General features: G+C 65.4%; 24 protein-coding genes. 12 read left to right on the top strand and 12 right to left on the bottom strand.

Going from position 1 to position 25201, the window contains the following annotated elements; genetic code table 11:
* The first annotated feature begins 23 nt into the window (after nt 1–23).
* The gene (locus tag FXN65_RS05810) at nt 24–779 is read left to right on the top strand and encodes an SDR family NAD(P)-dependent oxidoreductase (protein ID WP_151132140.1); all 756 of its coding nucleotides are present in this window, start codon (nt 24–26) and stop codon (nt 777–779) included.
* Between the two features lie 11 nt (nt 780–790).
* A complete protein-coding gene (locus FXN65_RS05805; RefSeq protein WP_151132139.1) occupies nt 791–1567 on the top strand; it encodes an SDR family NAD(P)-dependent oxidoreductase in 777 nt (258 codons plus the stop codon).
* 153 nt (nt 1568–1720) lie between these two features.
* On the opposite strand, the gene FXN65_RS05800 is transcribed toward FXN65_RS05805, so the two are convergent.
* From FXN65_RS05800 to FXN65_RS05785, 4 genes are all read right to left on the bottom strand, one after another.
* Nucleotides 1721–2626 carry an NAD-dependent epimerase/dehydratase family protein gene (locus tag FXN65_RS05800; protein WP_151138671.1) on the bottom strand — a complete coding sequence of 302 codons (906 nt, stop codon included), beginning with the start codon at nt 2624–2626 and terminating at the stop codon, nt 1721–1723.
* A 75-nt stretch (nt 2627–2701) separates the two neighbouring features.
* Complete coding sequence (locus FXN65_RS05795) at nt 2702–3580, bottom strand: SDR family NAD(P)-dependent oxidoreductase (RefSeq protein WP_151132138.1); 879 nt, start codon at nt 3578–3580, stop codon at nt 2702–2704.
* A 37-nt stretch (nt 3581–3617) separates the two neighbouring features.
* Entirely contained in the window at nt 3618–4454 is an 837-nt protein-coding gene (locus FXN65_RS05790) for an SDR family NAD(P)-dependent oxidoreductase (RefSeq protein ID WP_151132137.1), read from the bottom strand.
* A 70-nt stretch (nt 4455–4524) separates the two neighbouring features.
* Nucleotides 4525–6276 carry an FAD-binding protein gene (locus FXN65_RS05785; protein ID WP_151132136.1) on the bottom strand — a complete coding sequence of 584 codons (1752 nt, stop codon included), beginning with the start codon at nt 6274–6276 and terminating at the stop codon, nt 4525–4527.
* Between the two features lie 282 nt (nt 6277–6558).
* On the opposite strand from FXN65_RS05785, the gene FXN65_RS05780 reads away from it, so the two are divergent.
* The 3 genes from FXN65_RS05780 (at nt 6559) to surE (ending at nt 10702) form a co-directional block, all read left to right on the top strand.
* The gene (locus FXN65_RS05780) at nt 6559–8196 is read left to right on the top strand and encodes a DUF1302 domain-containing protein (RefSeq protein ID WP_151132135.1); all 1638 of its coding nucleotides are present in this window, start codon (nt 6559–6561) and stop codon (nt 8194–8196) included.
* 23 nt (nt 8197–8219) lie between these two features.
* Nucleotides 8220–9596, top strand: coding sequence for a DUF1329 domain-containing protein (locus FXN65_RS05775; RefSeq protein ID WP_151132134.1), 1377 nt, complete (start codon nt 8220–8222; stop codon nt 9594–9596).
* Between the two features lie 113 nt (nt 9597–9709).
* Nucleotides 9710–10702, top strand: a complete 993-nt coding sequence (gene surE, locus FXN65_RS05770; RefSeq protein WP_151132133.1) for a 5'/3'-nucleotidase SurE — start codon at nt 9710–9712, stop codon at nt 10700–10702.
* 223 nt (nt 10703–10925) lie between these two features.
* On the opposite strand, the gene FXN65_RS05765 is transcribed toward surE, so the two are convergent.
* The 8 genes from FXN65_RS05765 to FXN65_RS05730 all read right to left on the bottom strand — a co-directional run bounded on the left by FXN65_RS05765 (nt 10926) and on the right by FXN65_RS05730 (nt 17929).
* A complete protein-coding gene (locus FXN65_RS05765; RefSeq protein ID WP_151132132.1) occupies nt 10926–11696 on the bottom strand; it encodes an SDR family NAD(P)-dependent oxidoreductase in 771 nt (256 codons plus the stop codon).
* A 135-nt stretch (nt 11697–11831) separates the two neighbouring features.
* Complete coding sequence (locus tag FXN65_RS05760) at nt 11832–13043, bottom strand: NADH:flavin oxidoreductase (protein WP_151132131.1); 1212 nt, start codon at nt 13041–13043, stop codon at nt 11832–11834.
* The gene (gene ribB / locus FXN65_RS05755) at nt 13040–14131 is read right to left on the bottom strand and encodes a 3,4-dihydroxy-2-butanone-4-phosphate synthase (protein ID WP_151132130.1); all 1092 of its coding nucleotides are present in this window, start codon (nt 14129–14131) and stop codon (nt 13040–13042) included. The genes FXN65_RS05760 and ribB overlap by 4 nt, the downstream gene beginning before the upstream one ends.
* Before the next feature lie 10 nt (nt 14132–14141).
* Nucleotides 14142–15068: an alpha/beta hydrolase gene (locus tag FXN65_RS05750; protein ID WP_151132129.1), complete on the bottom strand. Its 927-nt coding sequence runs from the start codon at nt 15066–15068 to the stop codon at nt 14142–14144.
* 11 nt (nt 15069–15079) lie between these two features.
* Complete coding sequence (locus FXN65_RS05745) at nt 15080–15895, bottom strand: SDR family NAD(P)-dependent oxidoreductase (protein ID WP_151132128.1); 816 nt, start codon at nt 15893–15895, stop codon at nt 15080–15082.
* Nucleotides 15896–15983: 88 nt separating this feature from the next.
* The gene (locus tag FXN65_RS05740; protein WP_151132127.1) at nt 15984–16958 is read right to left on the bottom strand and encodes an NADP-dependent oxidoreductase; all 975 of its coding nucleotides are present in this window, start codon (nt 16956–16958) and stop codon (nt 15984–15986) included.
* 13 nt (nt 16959–16971) lie between these two features.
* Nucleotides 16972–17607: a Dabb family protein gene (locus FXN65_RS05735; RefSeq protein ID WP_151132126.1), complete on the bottom strand. Its 636-nt coding sequence runs from the start codon at nt 17605–17607 to the stop codon at nt 16972–16974.
* A complete protein-coding gene (locus FXN65_RS05730; protein WP_151132125.1) occupies nt 17597–17929 on the bottom strand; it encodes a hypothetical protein in 333 nt (110 codons plus the stop codon). The genes FXN65_RS05735 and FXN65_RS05730 overlap by 11 nt, the downstream gene beginning before the upstream one ends.
* A gap of 180 nt (nt 17930–18109) precedes the next feature.
* On the opposite strand from FXN65_RS05730, the gene FXN65_RS05725 reads away from it, so the two are divergent.
* From FXN65_RS05725 to FXN65_RS05700, 7 genes are all read left to right on the top strand, one after another.
* Nucleotides 18110–19156 carry a Rieske 2Fe-2S domain-containing protein gene (locus FXN65_RS05725; protein ID WP_151132124.1) on the top strand — a complete coding sequence of 349 codons (1047 nt, stop codon included), beginning with the start codon at nt 18110–18112 and terminating at the stop codon, nt 19154–19156.
* Between the two features lie 110 nt (nt 19157–19266).
* On the top strand, nt 19267–20397 hold the full coding sequence (locus FXN65_RS05720) for a LuxR C-terminal-related transcriptional regulator (protein WP_151132123.1): 1131 nt from the start codon (nt 19267–19269) through the stop codon (nt 20395–20397).
* Nucleotides 20398–20586: 189 nt separating this feature from the next.
* On the top strand, nt 20587–21132 hold the full coding sequence (gene nudE, locus FXN65_RS05715; RefSeq protein ID WP_151132122.1) for an ADP compounds hydrolase NudE: 546 nt from the start codon (nt 20587–20589) through the stop codon (nt 21130–21132).
* 82 nt (nt 21133–21214) lie between these two features.
* Entirely contained in the window at nt 21215–21388 is a 174-nt protein-coding gene (locus FXN65_RS27835) for a hypothetical protein (protein WP_178119272.1), read from the top strand.
* 239 nt (nt 21389–21627) lie between these two features.
* Complete coding sequence (gene ccoG / locus FXN65_RS05710) at nt 21628–23043, top strand: cytochrome c oxidase accessory protein CcoG (RefSeq protein ID WP_151132121.1); 1416 nt, start codon at nt 21628–21630, stop codon at nt 23041–23043.
* 81 nt (nt 23044–23124) lie between these two features.
* Nucleotides 23125–24546 carry a GntR family transcriptional regulator MpaR gene (gene mapR, locus FXN65_RS05705; RefSeq protein WP_151138669.1) on the top strand — a complete coding sequence of 474 codons (1422 nt, stop codon included), beginning with the start codon at nt 23125–23127 and terminating at the stop codon, nt 24544–24546.
* 303 nt (nt 24547–24849) lie between these two features.
* Nucleotides 24850–25047 carry a hypothetical protein gene (locus tag FXN65_RS05700; RefSeq protein WP_151132120.1) on the top strand — a complete coding sequence of 66 codons (198 nt, stop codon included), beginning with the start codon at nt 24850–24852 and terminating at the stop codon, nt 25045–25047.
* Nucleotides 25048–25201 lie beyond the last annotated feature (154 nt).

Below are 25201 nucleotides of genomic sequence, written 5' to 3'. Positions count from 1 at the left end.
CAATGATTCGGGAGCAAACAAACATGAGCATGCTGCAAGGCAAGGTCGCCCTGGTGACCGGAGGCGGCCAGGGCGTTGGCCAGGGTATCGCCTACTCGCTGGCCGCCGAGGGCGCCAAGGTCGCCGTGGCCGGTCGCACCCGCGCGACCCTGGAAGAGACTTGTGCCGAAATTCGCCGCCGTGGCGGCACCGCCCTGGCGCTCGAATGCGACGTGATGTGCCCGGCGGATATCGATCGCTGCGTGGCCCAAGTGGTGGAGGCCTTCGGTGGCCTCAACATCCTGGTCAACAACGCCCACATCGTGCCGCTGGGCAGCATCCTCGAGGTGACGGACGAAGCCTTCATGAAGGGCATCGACTCAGGTCCCATGGCCACCCTGCGCCTGATGCGCGCCTGCTACCCGCACCTCAAGGGTGATGGCGCCGTGGTCAACCTGGCCTCCTCCGCCGCCGTGCGCTGGGACGCATCAGGCTACGGCCACTACGCCGCAACCAAGGAAGCCATCCGCTCGCTCAGCCGTGGGGCTGCCTGCGAATGGGGCGTGGACGGCATCCGCGTCAACGTCATCGCCCCTCACGCCCTATCCCCCGGCCTACGCGGCTGGATCGAGGCCAACCCGGTGGAGGCGGAAGCCTTCTTCAGCAGCATTCCGCTGCGCCGGGTGGGTGATTGTGAACACGACATCGGCCGCACCGTGGCCTTCCTGGTCAGCGACAACGCCCGCTATCTGACCGGCGCCACCATCCCGCTGGATGGCGGCCAGGCCTATTGGGGTTAAAGGAGAACGACATGCAACGTCTGGCAAACAAAGTCGCCATCATCACCGGTGGCGCGCGCGGCATGGGCGCGCAAACCTCGCGTCTGTTCGTCAAGGAAGGCGCCACCGTCGTCATCGCCGACCTGCTGGAGGACGAAGGCCGCGCACTGGCGGCGGAACTGGGTGAGGCGGCCAGCTTCCGCCGCCTGGATGTCAGCAAGGAAGAATGCTGGCAGCAGCTGGTCCGCGAAACCGTGGAGCGCCACGGCCGCATCGACGTGCTGGTGAACAACGCCGCCGTGCTGGTATTCGGCGCCATCGAAGAGTTGACCCAAACACAGTTCGAGCGCGCCCTGTCGATCAACCTCACCGGCACCTTCCTCGGCATCCGAAGCGTGGCGCCGATCATGCGCGAACAGCGCACCGGCTCCATCGTCAACATCTCGTCCGTGGACGGCCTGCGCGGGGTCAACGCGCTGGCGGCCTACGTGTCGAGCAAGTGGGGTGTGCGCGGCCTGACCAAGGTTGCGGCGCTGGAACTGGGGCCCCATGGCGTGCGCGTCAACTCGGTGCATCCGGGTGGCGTCGATACCGTCATGTCCAACCCCACCGGTGCCTCGCGGGAAGAGCTGGCTCCGCAGTACCGCACCGTGCCGCAGCAACGCATTGGCGCACCGGAGGAGATCGCCCGCGCCACGCTCTTCCTCGCCAGCGACGAAGCCAGCTACTGCAATGGCAGCGAACTGTCGGTGGATGGCGGCGTGGCGGCCGGTTCCTATTACCCCGGCCTACCGGGCTCGCCGATCTGATTGGGGAAATGGATGCAGAAAGGCCCGCGAAAGCGGGCCTTTTTCGTTCCCTGTGAATTGGCAGGTTTGTGCGATTGCCGGGGTCGGCACCCGCCGGTGCTTCCCTCACCCCCGGGTCCTCTCCCCTTCTTGGGAGAGGACCGCTTCGGACCATCACCCGCGATACTGCGCCACCACCTCGTTCACCGCCCGCTGGATGTCGTTGCGCACATACCCTAGCAGAGCGGCTTCAGCGGTATCCGGCTCGTAGACAACGGTATTGCCGCGCCCGGTGTAGAGCGCCATGTCTGGCAGCAGCGGATGCTCCTGGTCCAGCGACGGCACCTCAGCGTCGTTGCCGACGGCGCGCAGGAAGGTCTCGAAGTATTCGGCGTAGCTGAGATTCTCGTCCCCCACCAGATAGGCCTTGCCCGACTCACCGTGGAGCAGCGCCCCGAGGATCGCCTGGGACAGCGAGCGGGTGGAGATGAAGTTGCTGCCACCGGCCGGACCGAAAAACGGCAGCGGCGCGAACTTGCCCTCGGCGTAACGGGTATAGGCCTCGAACATGTCGACCTTCAGCCCCGGTACCGCACCAACCACGAAGGGCGCATTGACGCTGCACACGCGGAAGTCCGGCGTGGACAACGCACGTACGCCTTGATCCGACAGATGGCGCGACCGCACGTAGGGAATGCTCTCGATCAGTTCCGGTGCCACCTGGGGATAGAAGCTGCCCACCAGCACCGCCTGACGGACACCCGCGCTGCGGGCCAGCTCGAAGAAACGCGGAATGGCCTCGACGTTGGCCCGCTGCCAGTGGGCGTCGATGTCGCCACCCTGGGGCGCGTGGCGGATATCACTGCCGGCGGCAAACACCAGGGCGTCGAAGCCGGCCAGGTCATCACGGCTGAAGCTACCCGCGACGTAGTCGCCCTGCAGCTGCTTCAGGTCAGCGAGTGCGCTGCCCTCTGCAGCTGGTTTGCGCCCGGCAATGGTCACGTCATGGCCACGGTCCTTGAGGTAAAGCGCGGCATGGCCGCCGATCAGGCCGGTCCCGCCAATCACCAGAATCTTCATCACTTCCTCACTCCTGCATGGGACCCTTCCAGTCCCGTGGTTGAAGCGCCCGGAGCATCCCGGGCGATGGTCGGTTCAGATCACCCGCGCGGGGTGCTGCACACGCGGTGCGCCGAGCATGTCGCGGTAGGACGGCGGCTGCCGCCCGGCGTCTTCAGTGATGCCGTAGCCGGCGGCGAGCTCGGCGGTGATCAGCGTCTGTCCGGAACGTGCGGCCAGCTCCGGGTCGTTCAGCAGCGCGTTGATCACACGGCCGTTGAACTCCGGGGTCTCCGCCATGGCGAGGAATTCCTCGTACTGGTCGGCACGCTCGGCACCAGCGATCGCGGTGCGTTCGGTGCGCTGCGGACCCAGCCACAGCGAGACCGCAGCGACTCCGGTGTCTTCCAGGTCGATGGCCATATCAGCGGCGAACTTGTCGACGCCGGCCTTCTGCGCACCGTAGGCCGGGCCGTGCATGTAGCAGCCGGCTCCGAAGGAGGAGACGAAAGCGATCAGGCCGTGGCCGTTCTTCACCAGCAGCGGCGCGGCGAAGTAGCTGGCGACATAGGACGAGCGCAGGCCGATATCGAGGATGTCCACCATATCCAGGGGCTTCTGCCAGAAGGGGCCCGGATCGATCAGGTTCTCGTGGATGTAGGTGGCGTTGTTCACCAGCAGATCCAGGCGGCCCTGCTCGCGCTCGACGCGGGCAAAAAGTTCGCGCACCTGCTCGTCGTCACGATGGTCGCAGGCCACGACAATGCCACGGCCGCCAGCGCGGGTTACCGCTTCGGCGGTTTCCGCCAGGCTGCCGGGCAGGGTCTGGCCACGCAGCTGGCTGCTGCTCTGGGTGGCAGAACGGCCGCTAAGGTAAACGGTCATGCCAGCTGCGCCCAGGGCGATGGCGATGCCCTTGCCGACACCACGACTGGCGCCAGTGACCACGGCGACTCTGGAGTTCTTCGCGTTCATTCGGAATTCCTTGTTGCAATCAGCGAAAGCTGGGGTTCTAGAAGTTGAAACCGTTGCCCGTGATTACCGGAACATTCGTCCAGGTGCCTTTCGGGTCGCGGTACCAGCCCGCAGCAGCAAGGGCGCCGCCGTCCACGTGCAAGGTGGTGCCGGTCACCCAGCCGGAAAGCGGACTGGCCAGGAAAAGTGCCGCGCCGGCCATGTCTTCCGGCTGGCCGAACCGGCCCAGGGGAATCCAGTTCGGCAGCTGCGCACAGTGTTCCGGCGCGATCATCAGGGACATCGGCAGTTGCGGGGTTTCGGTGGACTCGGGGGCGATCTGGTTGACGCGGATGCCCACTGGGCCGAGTTCCAGGGCCAGACTCTTGGTGAAACCACCGATGGCAGCCTTGAAGGCGGCGTAGACACTGCAATTGGGAATGCCGCGGAAGGCCTCGATAGACGACAGGCTGATGATGCTGCCGCCCGCACCCTGACGGCGCAGAAGCGGCAGCATGGTGCGGGTCACGCGGAACACGTGCCCCAGGTTGACGGCGTAAAGCCGATCGATGTCGTCGTCGCTGTAGGCGTCGAACGGTTTGGCGATCATCAGCGAGTCCCCGACGTTGTTGATCAGCACGTCGAGACCACCGAAACGAGCCTCGATCTGTTCCGCCAATACGGCGACCTGCTCCTTGCAGGTCACGTCCGCTTCCACCACCAGCGCCTCACCGCCGCAACTGGCCAACCAGTCACGCACCTGGGCGGCGCGCTCGGCGTCCCGTTCCGCCACTGCCAGCCGGGCGCCAGCGCGGGCGAAGGCTTCGACCATGGCGCGGCCTATGCCCACGCCGCCGCCGGTGACCAGCACAGTCTTGCCGGTGAAATCGATCATCGCGTCTTCCTCTTTTTTGTTTCTGTTGGGGGGAATACGTGCACCGGGGGCCGCACGGCGGCCCCGTCCGTCAGTCGACCGGCTGCGCCACGTTGCGGCTACCTTCCGTCGCAGCAGCGGCGTGCTGGGCATGCAGGTCTTCCGCTGCACGGAAGCCGAACACCATGGCCGGGCCGATGGTGGAGCCAGCCCCCGGGTAGGTACGGCCCATCATGGAAGCGGCGCTGTTGCCGATGGCGTAGAGACCGGTGATGGGCGCGCCGTCCTCGCGCAGCACGCGGGCATGCACGTCGGTGAGCAGACCGCCCTTGGTGCCGATGTCGCCGGCATCCACCTTCACCGCATAGAACGGCGCCTTCACCAGCGGTGCCAGACAGGGGTTGGGGGTTACGCTGGGGTCGCCGTAGTAGCGGTCGAATAGCGAATCGCCCTTGTGGAAATCCAGGTCGCTGCCGGCTTCGGCCATCGGGTTGAAGCGCTCCACGGTACGCATCAGTCCGGCCTCATCGACGCCAATGGCGCGCGCCAGCTCCACCAGGCTGTCGGCCTTGTGGAAGTAGCTCTTGAGGTGCGCCGGCACACGGCTGTCGGGCATGGCATAGCCCGGCAGCAGCGCACCGCAAGGGTATTTGTGGCGATAGTCGGCATCGAAAATCAGCCAGCAGGGCACGCTGGTGGCGCCCTCGCGGTTGCTGCCGTACATCGCGTAAACGATGTCGGTGTAGGGCGCGCCTTCGTTGACGAAGCGCTCGCCCGCCGAGTTCACCATGATGCACCCCGGCAGGTTGCGCTCGACGAACAGCGCGCGCTGTTTTTCCTCGCCCTCCACATGAGTGGTGGGTGCCCACCAGCTGTGGTCCATCAGCGCAGTACGTGCGCCCAGGGCCTGTCCGGCGCGGATGGCATCACCGGTGTTGAACGGCGGCGTGGCGCTCCAGTCGCTGCGCGACGGTTCCGGGTGGTACTGGGCGCGCATGGCCTGATTGCGCTCGAAGCCACCCGCACCGAGGATCACACCGCAACGGGTCTCCACGCGCAGGGAACGGCCCTGGTGGACCAACTCGGCGCCCACAATGCGGCCGCCCTCTTCCACCAGTTTTTCCAGCCGGCATTCAAGCTGCAGCGCTACGTCGCGATCCTTCAACGAAGCCCGCAGCGCCGCCACCAGGGCGTTACCCAGGGTGAGGAAGCGATCGCGCCGCGAGCGCAGGCGCCAGCCCAGGTCGCGCCAGTAGCGCCACATCACCTTCATGGTCAGGCCGACCCAGCCCGGCCCGCGGCAGAGCAGCACGCGGGCTTCCTTCATGGTCATGGTCATACGCCCCAGCATCAGGGTGCCCGGCGAGGGTTCGCGCAGGCGCATGAAGTCTTCGCCCAGTTCACGGGCATCGAAGGGCCCCGGGTCCATGGAGCGATAGCCGGGCTTGCCGCCAGGCACCTCCGGGTAGTAGTCGGCGTACGCGGCCTGGGCCTCGAAGCGTACCCGCGAGTTCATTTCCAGGTACTGGATCGCACGGTGGCCGTGCTCGACATAGGCCTCGATGCGGCCATCGTCAACCTCACCGTTGGTCACGGCGCGGATGTAGGCGATGGCTTCTTCGGCCGTGTCTTGGCCGCCCAGCGCGGCAATGCGGTGGTTGCAGGGGATCCAGATTCCGCCGCCGGAGATGGCCGAGGTGCCGCCGAAACGGTCGCTCTTCTCCACCACCAGCACCTTCAATCCCAGGTCGTGTGCCCTGAGCGCGGCGGTCATGGCACCGGCTCCGGATCCGACCACCAGTACGTCGCAGCTTTGGTCCCATTCCGGGCTGTTCGCGCTCATCGGGCATGCTCCCTTTTTGTTGTTCGTGGTGCGCAATTGCCCGGATTCTCAGTGCGCCCCCAACCGCCAACATCGTCCGATGGGACTAAGAAAACTCCACAGGAGCCGGGAAACGACATCCCGGCATTAGGTTCCGACAACCCCCTCCGAATTCGTACAAACCTCGTAGTCTTTTCGGACGATGTTGCGCCCCCTCGGTGACCACATAGTCAGCCCGCCACACTCAACTCAATCTTGGGCCTGGCGGACCGAGCTGTGCCCAGACACGCCGAGAGCGACATCATGATAAGAACAAGAAAGGGTCATCCCCTTGCGCCGCTTCACTCCGCGATCCGCATTGCCTGCATGGGGCTCGCCCTTGGCCAGGCAGGGCAGAGCCACGCGCTGGCTTTCCAGCCCAACGATGACCTGAAGATTTCCTGGGACACCACCCTCACCTACGCCCTCGCCTGGCGTACCGAGTCCCGTGACCATGCACTGTCCAATGGCTTCCCGAACCCGGTTATCGCCAACATCGACGATGGCAACAACGCCTTCGACAAGGGCAGCCTGATCACCAACCGCTCCAGCTTCCTCACCGAGGCCAACTTCAACTGGAAGGAGGACTTCGGCCTGTTCGTGCGTGCCAGCGGGTTCTACGACGACGTCTACAACCGCAGCAACGACAATGGCACCGGCACTTCCAACTGCGTCGCCGGCGGCCAGTGTTCGCAAGCCAACCACTTCCCTCACGGCACCATCGACCAGCACGGTCATGATCTGCGCCTGCTGGACCACTACGTCTACGGCGCCTGGGACCTGGGCGGCCACAACCTCAACCTGCGCGTTGGCGACCAGGTGGTGAGCTGGGGCGAGAGCCTGTTCATCGGCAACGGCATTTCCGGTGCCATGGCCCCGGTGGATGCCACCAAGGCCAACACTCCGGGTGTGGAACTCAAGGAACTCTTCCTGCCGGTGGGCCAGGTGTTCGGCCAGATCGACCTGACCGACGCGCTGAGCCTCCAGGCGTACTACCAGTACGAGTGGAAGAAAACAGAGATCGATGGCGTCGGTAGCTTCTTCTCCGTTTCCGACCAGATCGATGAAGGCGGCTTCACCGATGCCTTCGGCATCACCCGCCGCCTGCACGACGACAACCCCAGTGACAGCGGCCAGTATGGCGTGGCGCTGAACTACGTCGCGGAATCGCTGAACAACACCGAGTTCGGTCTCTACTACGTGCGCTTCCATGACAAGGCGCCGCAGATCGACTTCCTCACCGACTGGAACACCGCCAACTACCGGGTGAACTACTTCGAGGACATCGACCTCTACGGCGCGAGCTTCTCCACCGTGGTCGGCGACACCAACATCAGCGGCGAGGTGAGCTATCGCGACGGTCAACCGGTGCTGGTGGATACCGGCCTGGTACCGCATCCGGTACGCGCCGAAACCATGCAGGCGCAGGTGTCGTTCATCCACTCCATCGGCACCACGCCCTTCGCCGACAACGCCACCCTGACTGGCGAGGTGGGCTACAACGAGGTGCTCGACAACGACAAGGCACCCAGCTTCACCGCCTTCGTTCCGGATGGTCTCGGCGGTGCCTTCCCGCTGGTCACGCCGGACACCGACAAGCTGTATTTCGACAAGAGCTCCTGGGGCTACACCCTCAACCTGTCCCTGGAGTACCTGAACATCTTCAACGGCTGGGACCTGACCGTGCCCCTGATCTTCAGCCAGAACCTGGGAGGCGACTCTTCCATTCCGGGCACCTTCGGCATGGGTGAAGGTGACCATCGCCTGGGCGTTGGCACCACCTGGCGCTACCTCAACAACTTCACAGTGGAAGCTCGCTACAACGCCTTCCTCGGCGATGCCGGCGACACCCCCTTCGCGGACCGCGACAACTTCGGAATCAACGTCAAGTACAGCTTCTGATCCACTGCCGCAGGAGACTCATGATGCAACTCAACAACAAGACCCCGCTCCTGGCCGGCGTTCTCGCCGCCGCTCTCGCCAGCACTCAAGTCCTGGCCAAGGTCACCCCGGAAGAGGCCAAACGCCTGGGCGACGACCTCACCCCCATGGGGGCAGAAAAGGCCGGCAACTCCGATGGGAGCATTCCTGCCTGGAGCGGCAAGTGGCTGGGGGCTCCGCCCCAGGTCAACTACGCAGGTACAGGCACCGGCTATGGCGACCCCTATGCCGGTGAGAAGCCGCTGTTCGTGATCACCGCCGATAACATGGCGCAGTACGCCGACAAGCTCACCGAAGGTCAGAAGGCACTGTTCCAGCGCTACAAGAGCACATTCAAGATCCCGGTTTATCCGAGCCATCGCGACTTCCGCTACTCCGACCGGGTCCTGCAGCGCACCCTCGCCAACGCCACCAGTGCCGAGTTGGTCAGCGACGGCAACGGCGTGATCAACGCCATCGGCGCCTCGCCCTTCCCGATCCCGAAGAACGGCTACGAGCTGATGTGGAACCTCAACCTGCCGGCCCGTGCCTGGAAGGAAGACGCCATCTACACCATGGCGCTGACCCTCTCCAATGGCACCCGCTCGCTGGAGTCCATGGACTACAAGATCCTCTCGGTATGGGACTCGCCCAAGGAATCCGTGGAAACCTTCGGTGGCCAGCAGGCCTTCGCCCTGGTCCAGACCCTGGAGCCGACCCGCAAAAAAGGCGAGATCATCCTCGCCCATACCTTTACCGACCCGATCGCCTCGCCGTCGCAGTCCTGGCAGTACCTGCCGGGTAATCGCCGGGTGCGGCGCGCGCCGACCGTTGCCTATGACACCCCGTTCGGCGCCGGTGGCTTCCGCGTAATGGACGAGGACCGCCTGTTCAACGGCGCCCCGGACCGCTACGAGTGGAAACTGGTAGGCAAGAAGGAAATCTACATCCCGTACAACAACTACAAGCTGGACGACCCGAGCCTGAAGCTCGACAACCTGCTTTCCACCAACGGCCACGTCAACCCCGAGTACATGCGTTATGAGCCGCACCGTGTCTGGGTCCTGGAGGCCACGCTCAAGCCCGGCAAGCGTCACATCTACGGTAAGCGCGTGCTCTACATCGACGAGGACTCCTGGATCGCCGTACTGGCCGACAACTACGACGGCAAGGGCCAGCTCTGGCGCAGCAACATGCAGACCACGGTCTACGCCTACGACCTGCAAGGCTTCCAGGCCCGGGTCGCGATCTTCCACGACCTGATCGCTGGCTCCTACCTGACCGACCGCCTGCTCAACGGCAAGCCGCCGGCGAAGCTGAACAACAGCGATTACGAAGCTGACTACTTCTCCGTCGCCAACCTGCGAAAGCTGGGCAAATAAGCGCCCTCATCGAGCGAGGCCCCCGGGCCTCGCTTTTTTGTGTCCCGCTGCAACCCGCCTTAGTTCAGCCAGCAGTCGACCCAAGGTTCCCTTCTTCCGATAGAGGAAACGAGATGACGCACACACTGTTGAAATCCGCCATCAGCCTGGCCGCCCTGTCCATTTCGCTCCAGGCCAGTGCCTTGAACATTCTCCTGACCAACGACGACGGCTGCCGCGCTCCAGGCATCGACGCCGTGTACCAGGCACTGGTCGCCGCCGGCCATCAGGTGACCCTGGTAGGGCCGCAGAACGACAGCAGCGGCATCGGCGCCGCCAGCGTCGTGGTGCCCGGCCAGGCTGTGGCCATTACCCAGTTGGCCCAGGACAAGTACTGCGTCGGCGCTCCCGCCGGCTACACCCCGCCGGCCGGCAAGACTTCCGCCATCGGCACTCCGGTGGACGCGGTGAACGTCGGCCTCGACCTGCTGCTCAAGGACAACCGCCCGGACCTGGTGGTCTCCGGCACCAACTTCGGCGACAACGTCGGCCCGCTGACGCAGATGTCCGGCACCGTGAACGCAGCAGTCCGCGCCATGTTCAAGGGCGTGCCGGCGGTGGCCGTGTCCACCGCCATCGACCTGCAGCTGATCGCGCAGAACCCGCAGGCCGGCTACCAGAAAACCCTCAACGCCATGGACGACACCGCACGTTTCGCCGTCCGCGTGATCAACCGCGCCGCCGCCATCGGCGCCGAAGCCAAGCGCATCTGCGACAAGAGCCACGGCAAGGCCAAGCCCTACTGCGAAACCAACGTGATCGGCCTGCCGGGCAACACCGGGCTGAACATCAACTACCCGGCACTGGAGTCGGGTGAAGTGACAGGCGTGGCCTTCGCGCCCATCAGCGACTGGGGCAACGTGGTCTTCCAGCCACAGCAGGGTGCTGACGGCGTGGTACGGGTGAACCTCGTTCCCCCGCCCGCCCCCACCGCAGAACAGAAGCAGGGCGACGCCTACCAGCTGTCCCTCGGCAAGGCGGTGATCACCCCCATCGACGGCAACTACACCGCCTCGCCGCTGGTCCAGGCGCAGGCGAAGCTGATGCTGGGTGGCGTGCAACCCTAAGCTTTCAGGGTTTAAAAAAGAGCCCCGCGAATGCGGGGCTTTTTTTGTGCGACCGTAGGTTGTGGCCGAGCTACGCGAAGCCCAACGGTGCCGACCTGATACCACGCCATGTTGGGCTTCGCTGCGCTCTGCCCAACCTACGAAGAGCCACGCCTGGCGTGTAGGGTGGATGTCGCCTTTTACATCCACCAGCGGAGTTCGGGTGAACCCCACGCCTTGTGCGTCAGACGCCGTATCCCCCATCCACTGCCAGTATCTGGCCGGTGGTGTAACCGGCACGATTGGAGGCGAGGAAAGCCACTGCTTCGGCCACCTCCTCCGCCATGCCCCAGCGTTTGATGCAGAGCTTGGCCTGCACCGCATCCTTCCACTGCTCGTCGAAGGTGCCGTCGGCCCAGAGGCGGTGGAAGATGCCGGCGTCGATCACGCCGATGGCCACGCTGTTGGCGCGGATTCGGTGGCGGCCCTCCTCCTTGGCGATGCCCTGGATCAGCGATTCGATGGCGGCCTTGGGTGCCACGGAAAGCACATCGCCCTCCGGCCAGCGGAACAGCCCGGCGGAGCTGATATGCACGATCGAACCACCGCCCTGCTCGCGCATATGCGGCAGCAGGCACAGCACCAGGTTGAGGAATCCATTGAGGTCGGCGTCGATCACCCGCTTCCACTGCGCCAGGTCGAGATCACCGATGCGCGGCTGGCTGATGTCCGAACCGGAGGCGATCACCAGGGTATGGATGCGCCGGCCAGCGCTGAGCGCCTTCAGCGTCGCGGCAACGCCCGCTTCGTCGCCCAGGGTCAATTGCACCGCCTCGGCGCGTCGACCGCGTTCCATCACCGCGCCGACCACGGATTGCGCCCGCTCGGCATTGCGGTGGTAGGTGAGCACGACATCACTCCCTGCCTCGGCCAGGCGCTCGCAGATCGCCTGGCCCATGCCACCACTGCCGCCCACTACCAGGGCGACGCCTTCGGGGAATGCTTCACGAGTCATGGGAGTTCCTTGTTGTTATGGATAACGCCTGTAGGAGCGAATTCATTCGCGAAAGGCCGCGAAGCGGCCCCAAATCCCTGAGGCAGAGCTGTGCTCTGCTTCGCGAATAAATTCGCTCCCACAAGAGCATTCGAGCTAGGCAAACACCACCGGCTGGTTCAGCACGCAGCGAATCCCGCCAGGCAGCCCCATGCTGGCTACGCACTGGTTGCAGTGGGTGCAGTCGCTGCGCCAGGTCGCGCCTTCGTGCTGAAGGCGTTGCGGCAGGTGCGGGTCATTGAGCAAGGCGCGCCCCAGGGCGAGGAAGTCGAAGCCTTCGTTCACCGCTCGCACCATGCCCTCGGCGCTGGCCACGCCGCCCAGATACACCAGGGGCATGGACACCGCCCGGCGCATCTGCCGGGCCAGTTCGAGGAAGTAGAGCTCCTCGAACGGCAGGTCCGGGAAGCTCGCGCCGCCGAACCATTTCATCGCCGTGCGCTGCAGCGGGTTCTTCTCCAGCGGCACCATCTGCGGCAACGGGCTGTCACCACGGAAGAGGAACATCGGCGTGCGGCTGACCAGCCCGCCGCTCATGACGATGGCGTCCAGCCCTGCCTGCTCCAGCAATCGCGCGGCCAGGCAGGCGTCCTCTATGTCCAGGCCGCCCTTGAACCCATCGCTCAGATTGAGCTTGGCCAGGATAGGGAAATCCGGTCCCACGGCACCGCGCACTGCCGCCAGCACCTGCAGCGGCAGGCGCATGCGGTTTTCCAGGGAGCCGCCATAGGGGTCGCGACGCTTGTTCAGCGCCGGGGAGATGAACTGGCTGAGCAGGTAGCCGTGCCCCATGTGGATTTCGATGGCATCGAACCCAGCGTCACGTACCAGGCTCGCCGCAGCGACATATTCCGCAACCGTGCGGCCGATGTCGGCGATGCCCATGGCGCCGCCGAAGGGAATGCCGGAGAACAGCCCGTACTGGTTGATGCAGGCGCTGGGGCCGCGTGGCCGTGGAATGTTGTGCGGGCGATTGCGGCTGAAGTAGCCACAGTGGGCGAGCTGGGCGGAGATGGCACCACCCTCGGCATGCACCGCTGCGGTCAGGCGCTGCAACTGCGGGAGGATGCCGGCATGCATCCACATCTGGTCCGGGAAGGTCAGGCCATCCGGAGAGACACCGCAATAGGCCACCGTGGTCAGGCCGACACCACCTCGGGCCATGGCGGCGTGATGGTTGATCAGGTCATCGCCCGGTATCCCGCCGGGGCACATGCCTTCGAAGGTGGCGGTCTTGATCAGGCGGTTGCGCAGTTGAAGGCCGGCCAGGCGAGCCGGCTGCAGCAGGGTATCCAGTTGCGGGTTCATGCCGGCTCCCGTGCATCGAAGGGGACGAATTCAGCGACTTCCAACTCGAAGCCGGACACCGCCTTGTAGCTGACCGGGAAACTCAACAGGCGCATCTTGCGCACACCGACATCGCGCAGGATCTGCGCGCCGACGCCCAACGTGCGCTGCGGGAAGCTGGGCGGACGCGGCTTCTGCGAGCCTTGCTGGAGCTGCTCGATCACCGTCGCCGGGGTTTCCTGGTGCGCCAGCAGCACTACCACGCCTGCGCCCTCCTCCACCACCTTCGCCAGGGAGCGGTCGAGGTTCCACTGGTTCGGGTGGCTGTCGAGCAGATCGCGCAGGGTCTCCGCGGCCTGTACCCGCACCAGTGTGGGCCGGTCGCGGCGGACTTCACCGCGTACCAGGGCCAGATGCAGTTGCCCCTGATAGTCGTCCAGGTAGGTGATGACGCGGAACTCACCGTGGCGGGTGTGAATGGGGTATTCGCCGGAGCGGCGGATGGTGCCTTCATGCAGGATGCGGTAGTGGATCAGGTCGGCCACGCTGCCCACAGGCAGGCCGTGGCGCAGGGCGAAGTCGCGCAGCGCCTGGCCACGAGCCGGTTCGCCCTGCTCGTCGAGAATACTGACCAGCACGGCTGCCGGCATCAGGCCGGCGAGCCGAGCGAGATCGCAAGCCGCCTCCACATGGCCGGCCCTCTGCATCACGCCGCCAGGCTGGGCACGCAGGGGGAAGATGTGGCCGGGCTGGACGAGGTCGGCGGCGCTGCTGGCCGGATCCACGGCGACCGCGATAGTGCGGGCGCGGTCGGCAGCGGAAATACCGGTGGACACCCCGCTGCGCGCTTCGATGGACAGGGTGAAGCCCATTCCGTGGCGGGCCCGCGAGTTGGGCACCATGAGTTCCAGGCCCAGAGCCTTGCAGCGCTCCTCGGTCAGGGCGAGGCAGATCAGCCCGCGCGCCTCGCGGGCCATGAAGTTGATGGCGGCGGCGTCGGCCTGGCCGGCGGCGATCACCAGCGAGCCTTCGCCTTCCCCATCATCGTCGGTCACCACCAGCATGGCGCCGCTGGCCATGGCTTCGATCAGTCGCTGCGGGCTGTCCATTTTCATTTCCTCAGTTCAATGCCTGGCGCAGGTCGGCAGCCGCCGCTTCCAGCGCGGACTGGGCCTTGCCAACGAACGCGGCCATGCTGATGAAGCCGTGGATCATGCCCTCGCAGCGCTCCAGGCGGACCTGGACGCCAGCCTGCTGCAGACGCTTGGCGAAGGCTTCACCTTCGTCGCGCAGCGGATCGTATTCAGCGCTGATCAGGGTGGTGGCCGGAAGGCCGGTCAGGTCTTCGGCACGCAGGGGCGAGGCCAGGGCGTCGTCGACCAGCTCGGCGCGGGGCAGGTACTGGCTCCAGAACCAGCGCATCTGTTCACGCGTCAGGAAGTAACCGTCGGCAAAGGCTTCGTGGGACGCGCTGCCGCAGCGGGCATCGGTGGCCGGATAGAACAGGCACTGGTAGGCGATACGCGGGACCTTGCGGATCTGCGCCAGGCGGCTCACGGCAATGGCCAGGTTGCCACCGGCGCTGTCCCCCGCCACGGCCAGGCGACTGGCATCGAAGCCAAGCTCGCGTGCGCGCTCCACCAGGTCGCAGGTGGCCCGGTAGCAGTCGTGGGGCGCTGCCGGGAAGCGGCTCTCCGGCGCCAGGCGGTAGGCCACCGAAACCACCACGGCATTGCACTGGCGCGCCAGGCTGCGGCAGAGGTTGTCGTGGGTGTCGATGTTGCCGATGACGAAACCGCCGCCGTGGAAGAACACCAGCAACGGCAGGTCGTCGCGGTCTTCGGGGCGGTAGAGGCGCGCATCCAGTTCACCCTCGGCACCGGCCAGCTTGAGGTTGCGCACCTCGAACAGGCGCTCGCCGGGAATCGGCGGCATCAGGTTGTCGCAGAACTGCCGGTACTGCACGGGGTCGAGCTGGCTGTAGTCCGGCTTCGGCATGCCGCTGAATTGCTGGAGCACGGCGGCGATCTGGGGGTCGAGTGACATGCTGGCGCTCCTTATGCGTCGGCCATCTGGAAGACCGGATTGGTCTCATCGAGGATGCTGGTGAGGCGCCGTTCCAGCGCCGGCTTGAAGTTCTTGTGGGGCAGCAGCCAGAAACGTCCCACCTCGATGCCGGCGAAGACTTCACGGGCCAGTTCGCGCGGCTCCATGCCCTGGCGGATGCTGCTGTCGAGCAGTACGTCGAGCGGGCCGGTGGCGGCACCGGCGGCCTGGTTGGAGTTCATGATGTCGCTGGCCACCGGGCCCGGGCAGAGCACGGCCACGCTCACCTGGGCCTGGAGCACGGCCAGTTCGTAGTGGAGGGTTTCGGACAGGGCCACCACCGCCTGCTTGCTGACGGTGTAGGGGCCGAGCATGGGGCTGCACACCAGGCCGGCGAGGGAGGCGGTGTTGACCACCTGGGCCGGGCGTTGCTGGCCGAGCAACAGCGGGATGAAGCTGCGGATGCCGTTGATCACGCCACCAAGGTTGATATCCAGCAGGCGCTGCCAGCGGTCGGCGCCGATCTCCCAACTGAAACCGGTCTGCAGGACGCCGGCGTTGTTGAACAGCAGGTCGACGCCGCCGAAGCGCTCCACCGCCAGATCTCGCAGGGCATCCACCTGGGCCGCATCGCTCACGTCGGCCACCTGGCTCACGACCGTCACGCCCAGCCCTTGCAGTTGTTCGGTGAGGGCCGACAGGCGCTGCCCATCGACGTCGGTCAGTACCAGGCGCAATCCCCTCGCCCCCCCTTCTTCCGCCAGGCCGCGGCCTATGCCGCCTGCCGCACCGGTGATCACCGCCACCTGGCCCTGTTCGATTCGCATGGCTGACGCTCCTGCCTCTTGTTGTAGTGGCCGCCAGTAGAGCGGCTCCGGCTCGCCACTCCATCGTCCGAGCGGACGAGGCTGCAGGTCAGCCAGCGACTTGCAGCACCTGTTTACGTCGCGCGTGCCCGTGCTGGAGCCGATCGTGGGCGCTGGCCACGTCGCTCAGGGGCAGCAGGTCCAGCGCGGGTGGCCGTACCCGGCCGGCGGCCAGCAGGCTGGCGATGCGGCCGAGCAATTCACCGCTGGGCATGCGGCTGTAGGCCACCGCCGTGCGCAGGCCGCGTCGGGCCGCCTCGGCGTGATCGGGACCGGCATCGCCCGGGGCCAGGGTGAGGATGGCGACCAGAGCGCCGCCCGGCCGCAACAGGTCGAGCCCGTTCGGCAGGCTGCCCCCACCGATGCAGTCGAGCACCAGGTCTACGCCCTCCGGAGCCCAGCGGCGCAGGGCCCCGTGGATATCGCCGGCACGGTAATCGATGGCGAGTTCGGCGCCCGAGGCCTTGGCCTGGCCGGCGTTATCGGCGCTACAGGTGGTGGCGATGCGCGCACCGGCACAGCGGGCGAACTGAATGGCGAATCCACCCACCGCACTGCCGCCGCCATGCACCAGCACGGTCTGGCCGGGACGCAGGGCGCCCTCTTCGAGCAGGCCGGTCCAGGCCGCCAGTGCTGGCGTCGGCACAGCGGCGGCAGCGGCGAAGTCGAGGTTCTCCGGCATCGCCACCAGGGAGGCACGGGAGACGCAGGCGTACTCGGCGTAGGAGCCCCACTTGCCGGCGCCGACATCGCTCTGGGCGAACACCCGGCTGCCCAGCGGCAGGTCGTCCACGCCCTCGCCCAACGCGACTACGGTTCCAGCCAGGTCGAAGCCGAGGACGAAGGGAAAGCGATAGTCGAGGAAGGCACCCAGGTAGCCCTCGCGGCATTTCCAGTCCGCCGGGTTCACCCCGGCACACACCACTTGCACCAGCACTTCGCCGGGGCCGGGTTGTGGACGTTCCAGTTCCTTGAGTTGCAGGACTTCGGCTCCGCCGAGGCGTTCGATCACCACTGCACGCATGCGTGTCTCCAGGTCAGCTTTCTGAGAATTCGGCGGCCCGAGCCAGCAGGCTCTGCTGGAAGGGACAGAAGGCATGGGCGATGGCGTCCACCGCCCAGTCCGGGCAATCGGGGTCGAACCAGCGGTCCACCCAGGCCCAGTGATAGGGATGGCTGAGGTATTCGCCCAGCAGGTCCTCGACCCGGGCGAACTCCTGCTGCCAGACGTGAGTCCAGGGCGACGGGGACGTCACCCGCGACAATTGCCAGTTGCGGATGCCCGGCATGTAGCCGGGCATCCGCAGAAGGTCCTGCTCCAGTGCTGCGCGCTGCTCCATTGCCTGCGGGCGTACCCGCAGCAGCAGCGTGCGCCAGGCACCGCCGGTCAGGGCCGGTTCTCTGAGCCCGCCACCGATGCGCTGGTACGGGATGCGCTGGAATCCGGCGATGCCCGGCAGGTGGCTGAGGATGTCGTCCAGGGCGACAGGGGGCGACTCCGCAAACAGCAGGTCGAGGGTGCAATCGGCGGCGCCCCAACTGCCCGGCAGGTTCTGGCCGAACCCCAGGTACAGCAGGTCGGGCAGTGCCTGCAGGCGCTCACGCAGCAGAGAGTCCAGGACGGAAGGATCGCTATCGGCGGACAGCGTCAGTTGCAGGGTTTCACTCCACATGGGGCGCCTCCAGTGGCAGCCCGGCCGGGCCGAGCACGTGACGGCGACGGCCTTCGCCGTGCGATTCCACCTGGTCCCAGAAGGCGCGGACTTCCTCGCCCGCACCACTGCGCATGGCGTAGTAGGCCCAGACGTCGGCCACCTGCCAGAGCAGCCAGAGGGTGTTCACCTGTCCGGGAATCTCCACGGGTGGCGACACCCAGCGCCGCTCCAGGGTCAGGCCACGGGCGGCGCAAGCCGGCAGGTAAAGCTGGTCCAGGGCCTCCAGCACCGGCGCAAGGCGCGCGGGGGCGAGCGGAATCTCATCGAGTATGTGGATCACCCTTGGGCGCTCCCTTTTGTTGTTCTTCCGCGCAGTAGAACCGTGGCGCCAGCCGGGGCCATCGTCCGATCAGACGATGCCGGGAAATGCTGGCACCGCAGAATCCGGTCGGTGCACGCGCTGCAACGGTCTGCCTGAATCGGATGCAGCCCTCCAGAACCCCGATGGGAGAAGAACAAGATGAGTACCCTGCACCGCATCGAAGCCAAGCAGCTGGAGCCCCGTTACGCGCGTGGCTGGCACTGCCTGGGCCTGGCCAGCCAGTACCGTGACGGCAAGGCCCACCGACTGGATGTATTCGGCACCCGCCTGGTGGCCTTCGCCGGAGAGGACGGGCAGATCCGCATCCTCGATGGCTACTGCCCGCACATGGGGGCCGACCTGAGCCAGGGTTGCGTCGAGGGCGACGCGATCCGCTGCCCCTTCCACGAATGGCGCTGGCGCGCCGACGGCATCTGCGACGACATCCCCTACGCCAAGCGCATTCCGCCGCGGGCGAAGATCAAGTCCTGGCCGGTTTCCGAGCAGAACAATCTGCTGTTCGTCTGGAACGACCCGGAAGGCAACCCGCCGATCGAGGAGCAGGCCATTCCACGCATCGATGCCTGCTTCAGCGACGAGTGGGCGGAGTGGGAAGTGGCCGAGCTGAAGATCGACACCAACTGCCGCGAGCTGATCGACAACGTCGCCGACATGGCGCACTTCGATTCGGTACACGGCACCGACCTCAACCACTTCAGCAACACCTTCGAGGCCCATATGGCCGTGCAGGTGATGCGTGGCAAGAGCGCACGGTTGTCCGGCGACGACGAGCTGACCACCGTGGCCACCTACTACGGTCCGGCCTACCAGATCACCGAAATGACCGGTGCCATGGGCGGCATGCCGATCCATTCGATCCTGCTCAACTGCCACGTGCCCATCGACCTCGACAGCTTCACCCTGCGTTACGGCGTGCTGGTGAAGAAGGTCCCGGGCCTGACCGACGAGCAGAACCGCGAGATGGCCAGGGCCTACGTGAAGCAGGCCCAGGACGCCTTCTACGAGGACGTGGCCATCTGGCACAGCAAGACCCGCGTCGACAACCCGTTGCTGTGTGACGGCGACGGTCCGGTCTACCAGCTGCGCAAGTGGTACGACCAGTTCTACACCGACATCGCCGACGTGCCTTCCGGCATCGCCGAACCCCGCTCCTTCGTTGTACTGGACGTCACTGAACCGGCCTGACACCGGCAACGGGACCGGTCGTCTCCCGATCAGCGGAAGACGACCGGACTTGATGAAACATCCCGTTAGTCTGTAAGTAGCTCCCTACAAAAATAAAAAGCGGTTCAGACATGGCACACAATCTCACGCTCGAAGAATTCAGCGGGATGCTCGGCAACCTCTACCAGGGGCCGCTGGAAGACATCCCGTGGGCAACCTTTCTCAACCAGCTGAACATGTACCTGCAGAGCAAGTACGTCACCTTCATCCTGCGGCCGCCGAGCGAGCACGCCGAAGGCCTGATGGTCAACACCACCGGCAGCTCTTCTGAGGTCACGGCGTCCTACAACAAGTACTTCTTCGCCCTCGACCCCTTCGTCGACCTGCCCAACCGACAGGTGGTCACCAACGCGGAGTTCCTCTCGCGCACGGAATGGGAAGAATCGGAGTTCTTCAAGAGCTTCCTGGAGCCGGTGGGGGTGTTCCACATCCTCGGCGCGGACATCCGCACCAGCGACGGCGCCCAGTGCCGCATCCGCGTCAGCCGCGGCCGCGAGGACCCGGAGTTCACCGAGAACGACAAGGCGCTGGTGGCGCAGTTCATCCCGCACCTGGAACGCTCCATCAAGATCCATATGCAGCTGAACCGCATCGAGACCGAGCGCAACCTCTACGCCGGCGCGGTGGACCAGTTGGCGGTGGGCACCATCATCCTCGACGAGGACGGCAAGGTGCTGCAGACCAACCGTGTGGCCGAGCGACTGCTGCAGGACAAGGACGGCCTGAAGCTGGTCAACGAAGGCCTGCAGGTGGGTAACCCGCGGGATACCCAGGAATTCCGCCGCCTGGTGAAGCAGGCCCTGCAATCCCAGAAGAACAACCTGCCCTCGGTCGTGGAAGCCCTGCGGGTGCAACGGCCGTCGGGCAAGGCGGATCTCGGCATCATCGTGCGCTCGGTGCCGCTGTCGGCCTGGAACGAGGGCAAGCAATGCCCATCGGTGGTGATTTTCATCAGCGACCCGGAACAGGAATCCAGCGCGCCCCAGGAAATCGTCAAGGCATTGTTCGACCTGACCCCGGCCGAGGCCCAGCTGGCCATGCTGCTGGCCAACGGCCTGACCCTGGACGAAGCGTCCGACGCCCTGGGCATCAGCCGCAACACCGCACGGGCCCACCTGCGTTCCACCTTCTCCAAGACCGGGGTGACCCGGCAGACCATGCTGGTGCGGCTGATCCTGCGCAGCGTGGCGACGCTGGGGTGATCGGTCTGTCCCACGCCCTTCCGTAGGAGCGAGCTTGCTCGCGAACACCCATTGCGCGCGTCCGTTCGCCAGCAAGCTGGCTCCTGCAGCGTCACCCGCAGGCTCTGGCTCCACGACGTAGTCCATCCAGACGATGCCCCGCATCCCGATGCGCGCGACCCTCTTGCGGAACCGCCACGGGAGCCCGCCATGCGCAGCCTGCCCACCATCCTCAAGACCGAACTGCGCGCCAGGAGCGACTGGTTCCAGATCGAAGCCCTGCACCTGGAATTCGCCAACGGTCAGCAGCGGGTCTACGAGCGCCTGCGCGGCTCCGGCTATGAATCGGTGCTGGTAGTGGCCCTGGCCGATCCACAGCACGTTCTGCTGGTGCGCGAGTACGCCGTCGGCGTGGAGCAGCGGGTGCTGGGCCTGCCCAAGGGTGGGGTCGAACCCGGGGAAACCACGCTGCAGGCGGCCAATCGCGAACTGATGGAAGAAGTCGGCCTGCGCGCCGGTCGCCTCCGTGAACTGGGCACGCTGACCCTGGCGCCCGGACACCTGTGCCATAGCTGCCGCGTGGTGCTGGCCGAGGACCTGCAGCCCTGCATCGCCACGGGCGATGAGCCGGAACCCCTGGAGGTCATGCAGGTCCCCCTGTCACAGCTGCCGGCCCTGGTGGCGTCGGGAGAGCTGCAGGAAGCCCGCGCCATTGCCGCGCTGTTCATGGCACTCAGCAGGTCGTCCCGAATCTAGTCCATTCGGACGAGGCGGCTTGTCGCAGCAGTTCCTAGTCTTGCTTCACAACAAGATGTCCCTCCATTGCAGAGGAATGACCATGACAATAAGAGAAAAGCTGTGCCTCGCCGTTGCCGTCTGCGCCTTCGGTGCTGCCTACACCGCAGCGCTGATGCGTCCCCTGCCGCAGCCCCTGGCCGCGACCCAGTACTGTCCGCCCGCATACCCCACCTGCATCATGCCGGTGGCCACCATAGGCTCGATGTTGCGCTGATCGCTGTGCTGCGGCACGTCTGACCGGATCAGAGCTGGCTGCCTCGCCCAACGACCCGCGACCAGATGCCGCACAGCTGTCATGGATTCCACCGCCAGGTGCCCACGCCATGCGTGTTGCGGCCTGGCGGCCCATCACGGCTCATCTGATATGGTTTTTGGTGTCTGATCTGAATCTGTTTTGCCGATCAGTGCCTTCCTATAGTCCGTCTCGCCGTAACAGCCTGATGGGCACTGATCATGAGCGAGAGAATTCCGGCGCAGGTCATCGAGGTGACTCCCAGCCTGCCCCCAATAGCCAGCAAACCCCTTTCCGCCTCCAGCGGACCTATCCACACCCGCCGCTTCACCGGCCTCTTCCGCGACCTGCGCCGCCTCGGTGCGGGCCTTCTGTGCCTGCTCTTCTTCGGCACCCTCTGGCTCGACTGGGACGGTCGCCAGTCGGTGCTCTGGAGCCTGGAAGAAAGCAAGTTCTACATCTTCGGCGCCACCTTCTGGCCCCAGGATTTCATCCTGCTGTCGGGTTTGCTGATCATCTGCGCCTTCGGCCTGTTCTTCATCACGGTGTTCGCCGGCCGCGTCTGGTGCGGCTACACCTGCCCGCAGAGCGTCTGGACCTGGATGTTCATGTGGTGCGAGCAAGTCACCGAGGGTGACCGCAACCAGCGCATCAAGCTGGCGGCCGCCCCCTGGAGCGTTGACAAGCTGCTGCGCCGCTCCGCCAAGCACTTCCTCTGGCTGGCCATCAGCCTGGCCACCGCCATCACCTTCGTCGGCTACTTCACCCCGGTACGTGACCTGGTGGCGAACCTGGCCACCTGGGAAATCGGCGGCACCGCGCTGTTCTGGGTGATCTTCTTCGCCGGGGCCACCTATATAAATGCAGGCTGGATGCGCGAGCAGGTGTGTATCCACATGTGCCCGTACGCCCGCTTCCAGAGCGTGATGTTCGACAAGGACACCCTGATCGTTTCCTACGACGCCCCCCGCGGCGAATCCCGTGGCCCGCGCAAGAAGGGCAGCGACCCGAAGGCCCAGGGCCTGGGCGACTGCATCGACTGCCAGATGTGCGTGCAGGTCTGCCCCACCGGCATCGACATCCGCGATGGCCTGCAGATCGCCTGCATCGGCTGCGCCGCCTGCATCGATGCCTGTGACTCGATCATGGACCGCATGGGCTATGCCCGTGGCCTGGTGGGCTACAGCTCGGAACGCGCACTGGAAGGCGGCAAGACCCGTCTGCTGCGCCCACGACTGATCGGCTACGCCATCGCTCTGGTGCTGATGATCCTCGCACTGGCCTGGCTGGGTGCCACCCGTCCGCAGCTGTCGGTCGACGTGATCAAGGACCGTGGCATGTTCCGCGAGAACGCCGCCGGCGAGATCGAGAACATCTACAACCTCAAACTGATCAACAAGACCCAGCGCGACCAGCGTTACGCGGTGGAACTGGAGCAAGCCCCCGGCTTCCGCCTCCAGGGCGAGCACGAGGTCAGCGTCGGTGCCGGCGAGATCCTCTCCCTGCCGGTATCGGTGGCGCTCACCGACGACGGCGGCCCCGCCGGTTCCCGTCCGCTGCGCTTCGTGGTGCGCAGCCTGGATGAACCGGAAACCGAGGTCAGCGCCGGCAGCACCTTCGTCAGCCCGAGACGCTGAAGCATGGGCCGGGATCATGGCGGCGTTCGCGCCGAGCGCTTAGAGTTGGGCACCGCCTTGCCGCTGCCCAACCAGGAAAAGATGAAGCGCTACGAGAAATTCGCCGACGAGATCGCCGAACTGATCCGCACCGGAGTGCTGGCCCCGGGTCAGAAAGTACCCTCGGTGCGGCACGCCAGCCGCACCTACGGTGTCAGCGCTTCCACCGTGTTCCAGGCTTACTACCTGCTGGAAAGCCGCGGGCTGATCATCGCCCGCGCCCGCTCCGGCTACTTCGTCTGCGAACACGTGCGCCGGCCCTTGCCCGAGCCCCAGCCGGGACCACGGGAAGCGGCCACCACCGAGGTGGATGTCAGCGAACTGGTGTTCTCGGTGCTGAGCTCCATCAAGGACCCGGACACCGTGCCCTTCGGCTCGGCCTTCCCCAGCCCGGAACTCTTCCCCCTGCAACGCCTGGCACGCTCCATGGCCCACGCGGTTCGGGAAATGGACCCTCGCTCCACAGTGGCCGACATGACGCCGGGCAACCATGCCCTGCGCCGGCAGATCGCCCTGCGCTACATGGTCGGCGGCCTGCCGCTGCCCATCGAGGAACTGGTGATCTGCAACGGCGCGCTGGAGGCCCTCAACCTCTGCCTGCAGGTGGTTGCCCGTCCTGGTGACCTGGTGGCCATCGAAGCGCCTGCCTTCTACGCCAGCCTGCAGGTACTGGAACGCCTGAAGCTGAAGGCGGTGGAAATTCCGGTGCACCCACGCGATGGCATCGACCTGCAGGTGCTGGAAGACAGCCTGGAGCGACTGCCGATCAAGGCCTGCTGGTTCATGAGCAACTTCCAGAATCCTCTGGGAGCGAGCCTCTCGGAAGACAAGAAACGCCAACTGGCCGCGCTGCTGGCAAAACACCAGGTGCCGATGATCGAGGACGATGTCTACGCCGAACTGTACTTCGGCCAGCACGCACCCAAACCGGTCAAGGCCTTCGACAGCGAAGGCCTGGTAATGCATTGCAGTTCCTTCTCCAAGAGCCTGGCACCCGGCTACCGGGTGGGCTGGGTCGCCGGCGGGCGCTTCGCCGGGCAGATCGAGCGGCTGAAGCTGATGACCAGCATCTCGGCTTCAGTACCGGCCCAGGCCGCCATCGCCGACTACCTGCAGCACGGCGGCTACGACCGCCACCTGCGCAAACTGCGCTATGCCCTGGAGAGCCAGCGCAACGCCATGCTCGCTGCCGTGGCGCGCCATTTCCCCGAAGAAACCCGCGTCAGCCGCCCCGAAGGGGGCTACTTCCTCTGGCTGGAATTCCCCGAGCAGGTGGACTCGTTGCGCCTGTTCCAGCTCGCCCTGGCGCAGGGCATCAGCATCGCTCCGGGGCCGATCTTTTCCGCCACACGACGTTTCGGTCATTGCGCCCGTCTCAACTTTGGTCATCCCTGGAGCAACTCCAGCGAACAGGCGATGGAAACTCTTGGCAGGATTATCCGGTCTCTTCTGGGTAACTCCTGACATTCGTAGAGTAGATATCGTTCGGGCTCTCGGGATTTCTCTGTAATGGAGCTTTCCCGATTCCTTGTTATACTTCGCAACGTTCTTTCGGGGTTTTCAGGGAAATAGACTTCCAATCCCGGAATTTTCGCAGGGACTTTCTGCAGTGCGTAAGAAAGCCCCGTTTAGTTGCGATAACTGAACTTTGTCCCACAAGAAGGCCGAACCAACGGCCTCGAACGGGCGACCGACGCCACGGGGGCCAACGCCTCTAGTTCGCCCGTTCCAGCTGAAGACCATTGATCAAAAAGACGGAATAACCACGTGACGAAAGACGAACTGCGCGCCGAACTCGAGCGCCAGGCGCAACGTTACAAGGACGTATACGGCGGCGAAATCACTACCTATGCCGCGCAAAGGGACCCAGAACGCAAGCCCTGGCGCAAAAAACCCAGCCTGCTCGACAAGAGCTTCGAAAGAGAGTTGGAAAAGATCGAGAAAGAGCTGCGAGAGGAACCCTGACAGATTGTCGCACCCCGCTCGCCGGGAGATTCGTTCGTATTGATTTGCGACAACTTCAGTAGGGAATGTCGGAAACCGCTCGGCGTCGGGGACTGGGCGACGACCGGTTTTCTGGCATAATCGCGGCCCCTTCATGACCTCAGTCACAAAACTT

The sequence above is a fragment of the Pseudomonas lalkuanensis genome, assembly GCF_008807375.1.
GTDB lineage: Bacteria > Pseudomonadota > Gammaproteobacteria > Pseudomonadales > Pseudomonadaceae > Metapseudomonas > Metapseudomonas lalkuanensis.
This window is presented reverse-complemented; position numbering and strand designations above follow the sequence as displayed.

Coding starts and splice junctions, on each gene's coding strand:
- FXN65_RS05750 (WP_151132129.1), bottom strand. CDS start 15,068: ATGTCACTCGACCCCCAGATCGCCGCCGTGCTCCAGCAATTCAGCGGC.
- nudE (WP_151132122.1), top strand. CDS start 20,587: ATGCGCAGCCTGCCCACCATCCTCAAGACCGAACTGCGCGCCAGGAGC.
- FXN65_RS05780 (WP_151132135.1), top strand. CDS start 6,559: ATGATAAGAACAAGAAAGGGTCATCCCCTTGCGCCGCTTCACTCCGCG.
- ccoG (WP_151132121.1), top strand. CDS start 21,628: ATGAGCGAGAGAATTCCGGCGCAGGTCATCGAGGTGACTCCCAGCCTG.
- FXN65_RS05800 (WP_151138671.1), bottom strand. CDS start 2,626: ATGAAGATTCTGGTGATTGGCGGGACCGGCCTGATCGGCGGCCATGCC.
- FXN65_RS05805 (WP_151132139.1), top strand. CDS start 791: ATGCAACGTCTGGCAAACAAAGTCGCCATCATCACCGGTGGCGCGCGC.
- mapR (WP_151138669.1), top strand. CDS start 23,125: ATGAAGCGCTACGAGAAATTCGCCGACGAGATCGCCGAACTGATCCGC.
- FXN65_RS05735 (WP_151132126.1), bottom strand. CDS start 17,607: ATGTGGAGTGAAACCCTGCAACTGACGCTGTCCGCCGATAGCGATCCT.
- FXN65_RS05790 (WP_151132137.1), bottom strand. CDS start 4,454: ATGATCGATTTCACCGGCAAGACTGTGCTGGTCACCGGCGGCGGCGTG.
- FXN65_RS05760 (WP_151132131.1), bottom strand. CDS start 13,043: ATGAACCCGCAACTGGATACCCTGCTGCAGCCGGCTCGCCTGGCCGGC.
- FXN65_RS05785 (WP_151132136.1), bottom strand. CDS start 6,276: ATGAGCGCGAACAGCCCGGAATGGGACCAAAGCTGCGACGTACTGGTG.
- surE (WP_151132133.1), top strand. CDS start 9,710: ATGACGCACACACTGTTGAAATCCGCCATCAGCCTGGCCGCCCTGTCC.
- FXN65_RS05810 (WP_151132140.1), top strand. CDS start 24: ATGAGCATGCTGCAAGGCAAGGTCGCCCTGGTGACCGGAGGCGGCCAG.
- FXN65_RS05725 (WP_151132124.1), top strand. CDS start 18,110: ATGAGTACCCTGCACCGCATCGAAGCCAAGCAGCTGGAGCCCCGTTAC.
- FXN65_RS05765 (WP_151132132.1), bottom strand. CDS start 11,696: ATGACTCGTGAAGCATTCCCCGAAGGCGTCGCCCTGGTAGTGGGCGGC.
- FXN65_RS05720 (WP_151132123.1), top strand. CDS start 19,267: ATGGCACACAATCTCACGCTCGAAGAATTCAGCGGGATGCTCGGCAAC.
- FXN65_RS05795 (WP_151132138.1), bottom strand. CDS start 3,580: ATGAACGCGAAGAACTCCAGAGTCGCCGTGGTCACTGGCGCCAGTCGT.
- FXN65_RS27835 (WP_178119272.1), top strand. CDS start 21,215: ATGACAATAAGAGAAAAGCTGTGCCTCGCCGTTGCCGTCTGCGCCTTC.
- FXN65_RS05775 (WP_151132134.1), top strand. CDS start 8,220: ATGCAACTCAACAACAAGACCCCGCTCCTGGCCGGCGTTCTCGCCGCC.
- FXN65_RS05745 (WP_151132128.1), bottom strand. CDS start 15,895: ATGCGAATCGAACAGGGCCAGGTGGCGGTGATCACCGGTGCGGCAGGC.
- ribB (WP_151132130.1), bottom strand. CDS start 14,131: ATGGACAGCCCGCAGCGACTGATCGAAGCCATGGCCAGCGGCGCCATG.
- FXN65_RS05740 (WP_151132127.1), bottom strand. CDS start 16,958: ATGCGTGCAGTGGTGATCGAACGCCTCGGCGGAGCCGAAGTCCTGCAA.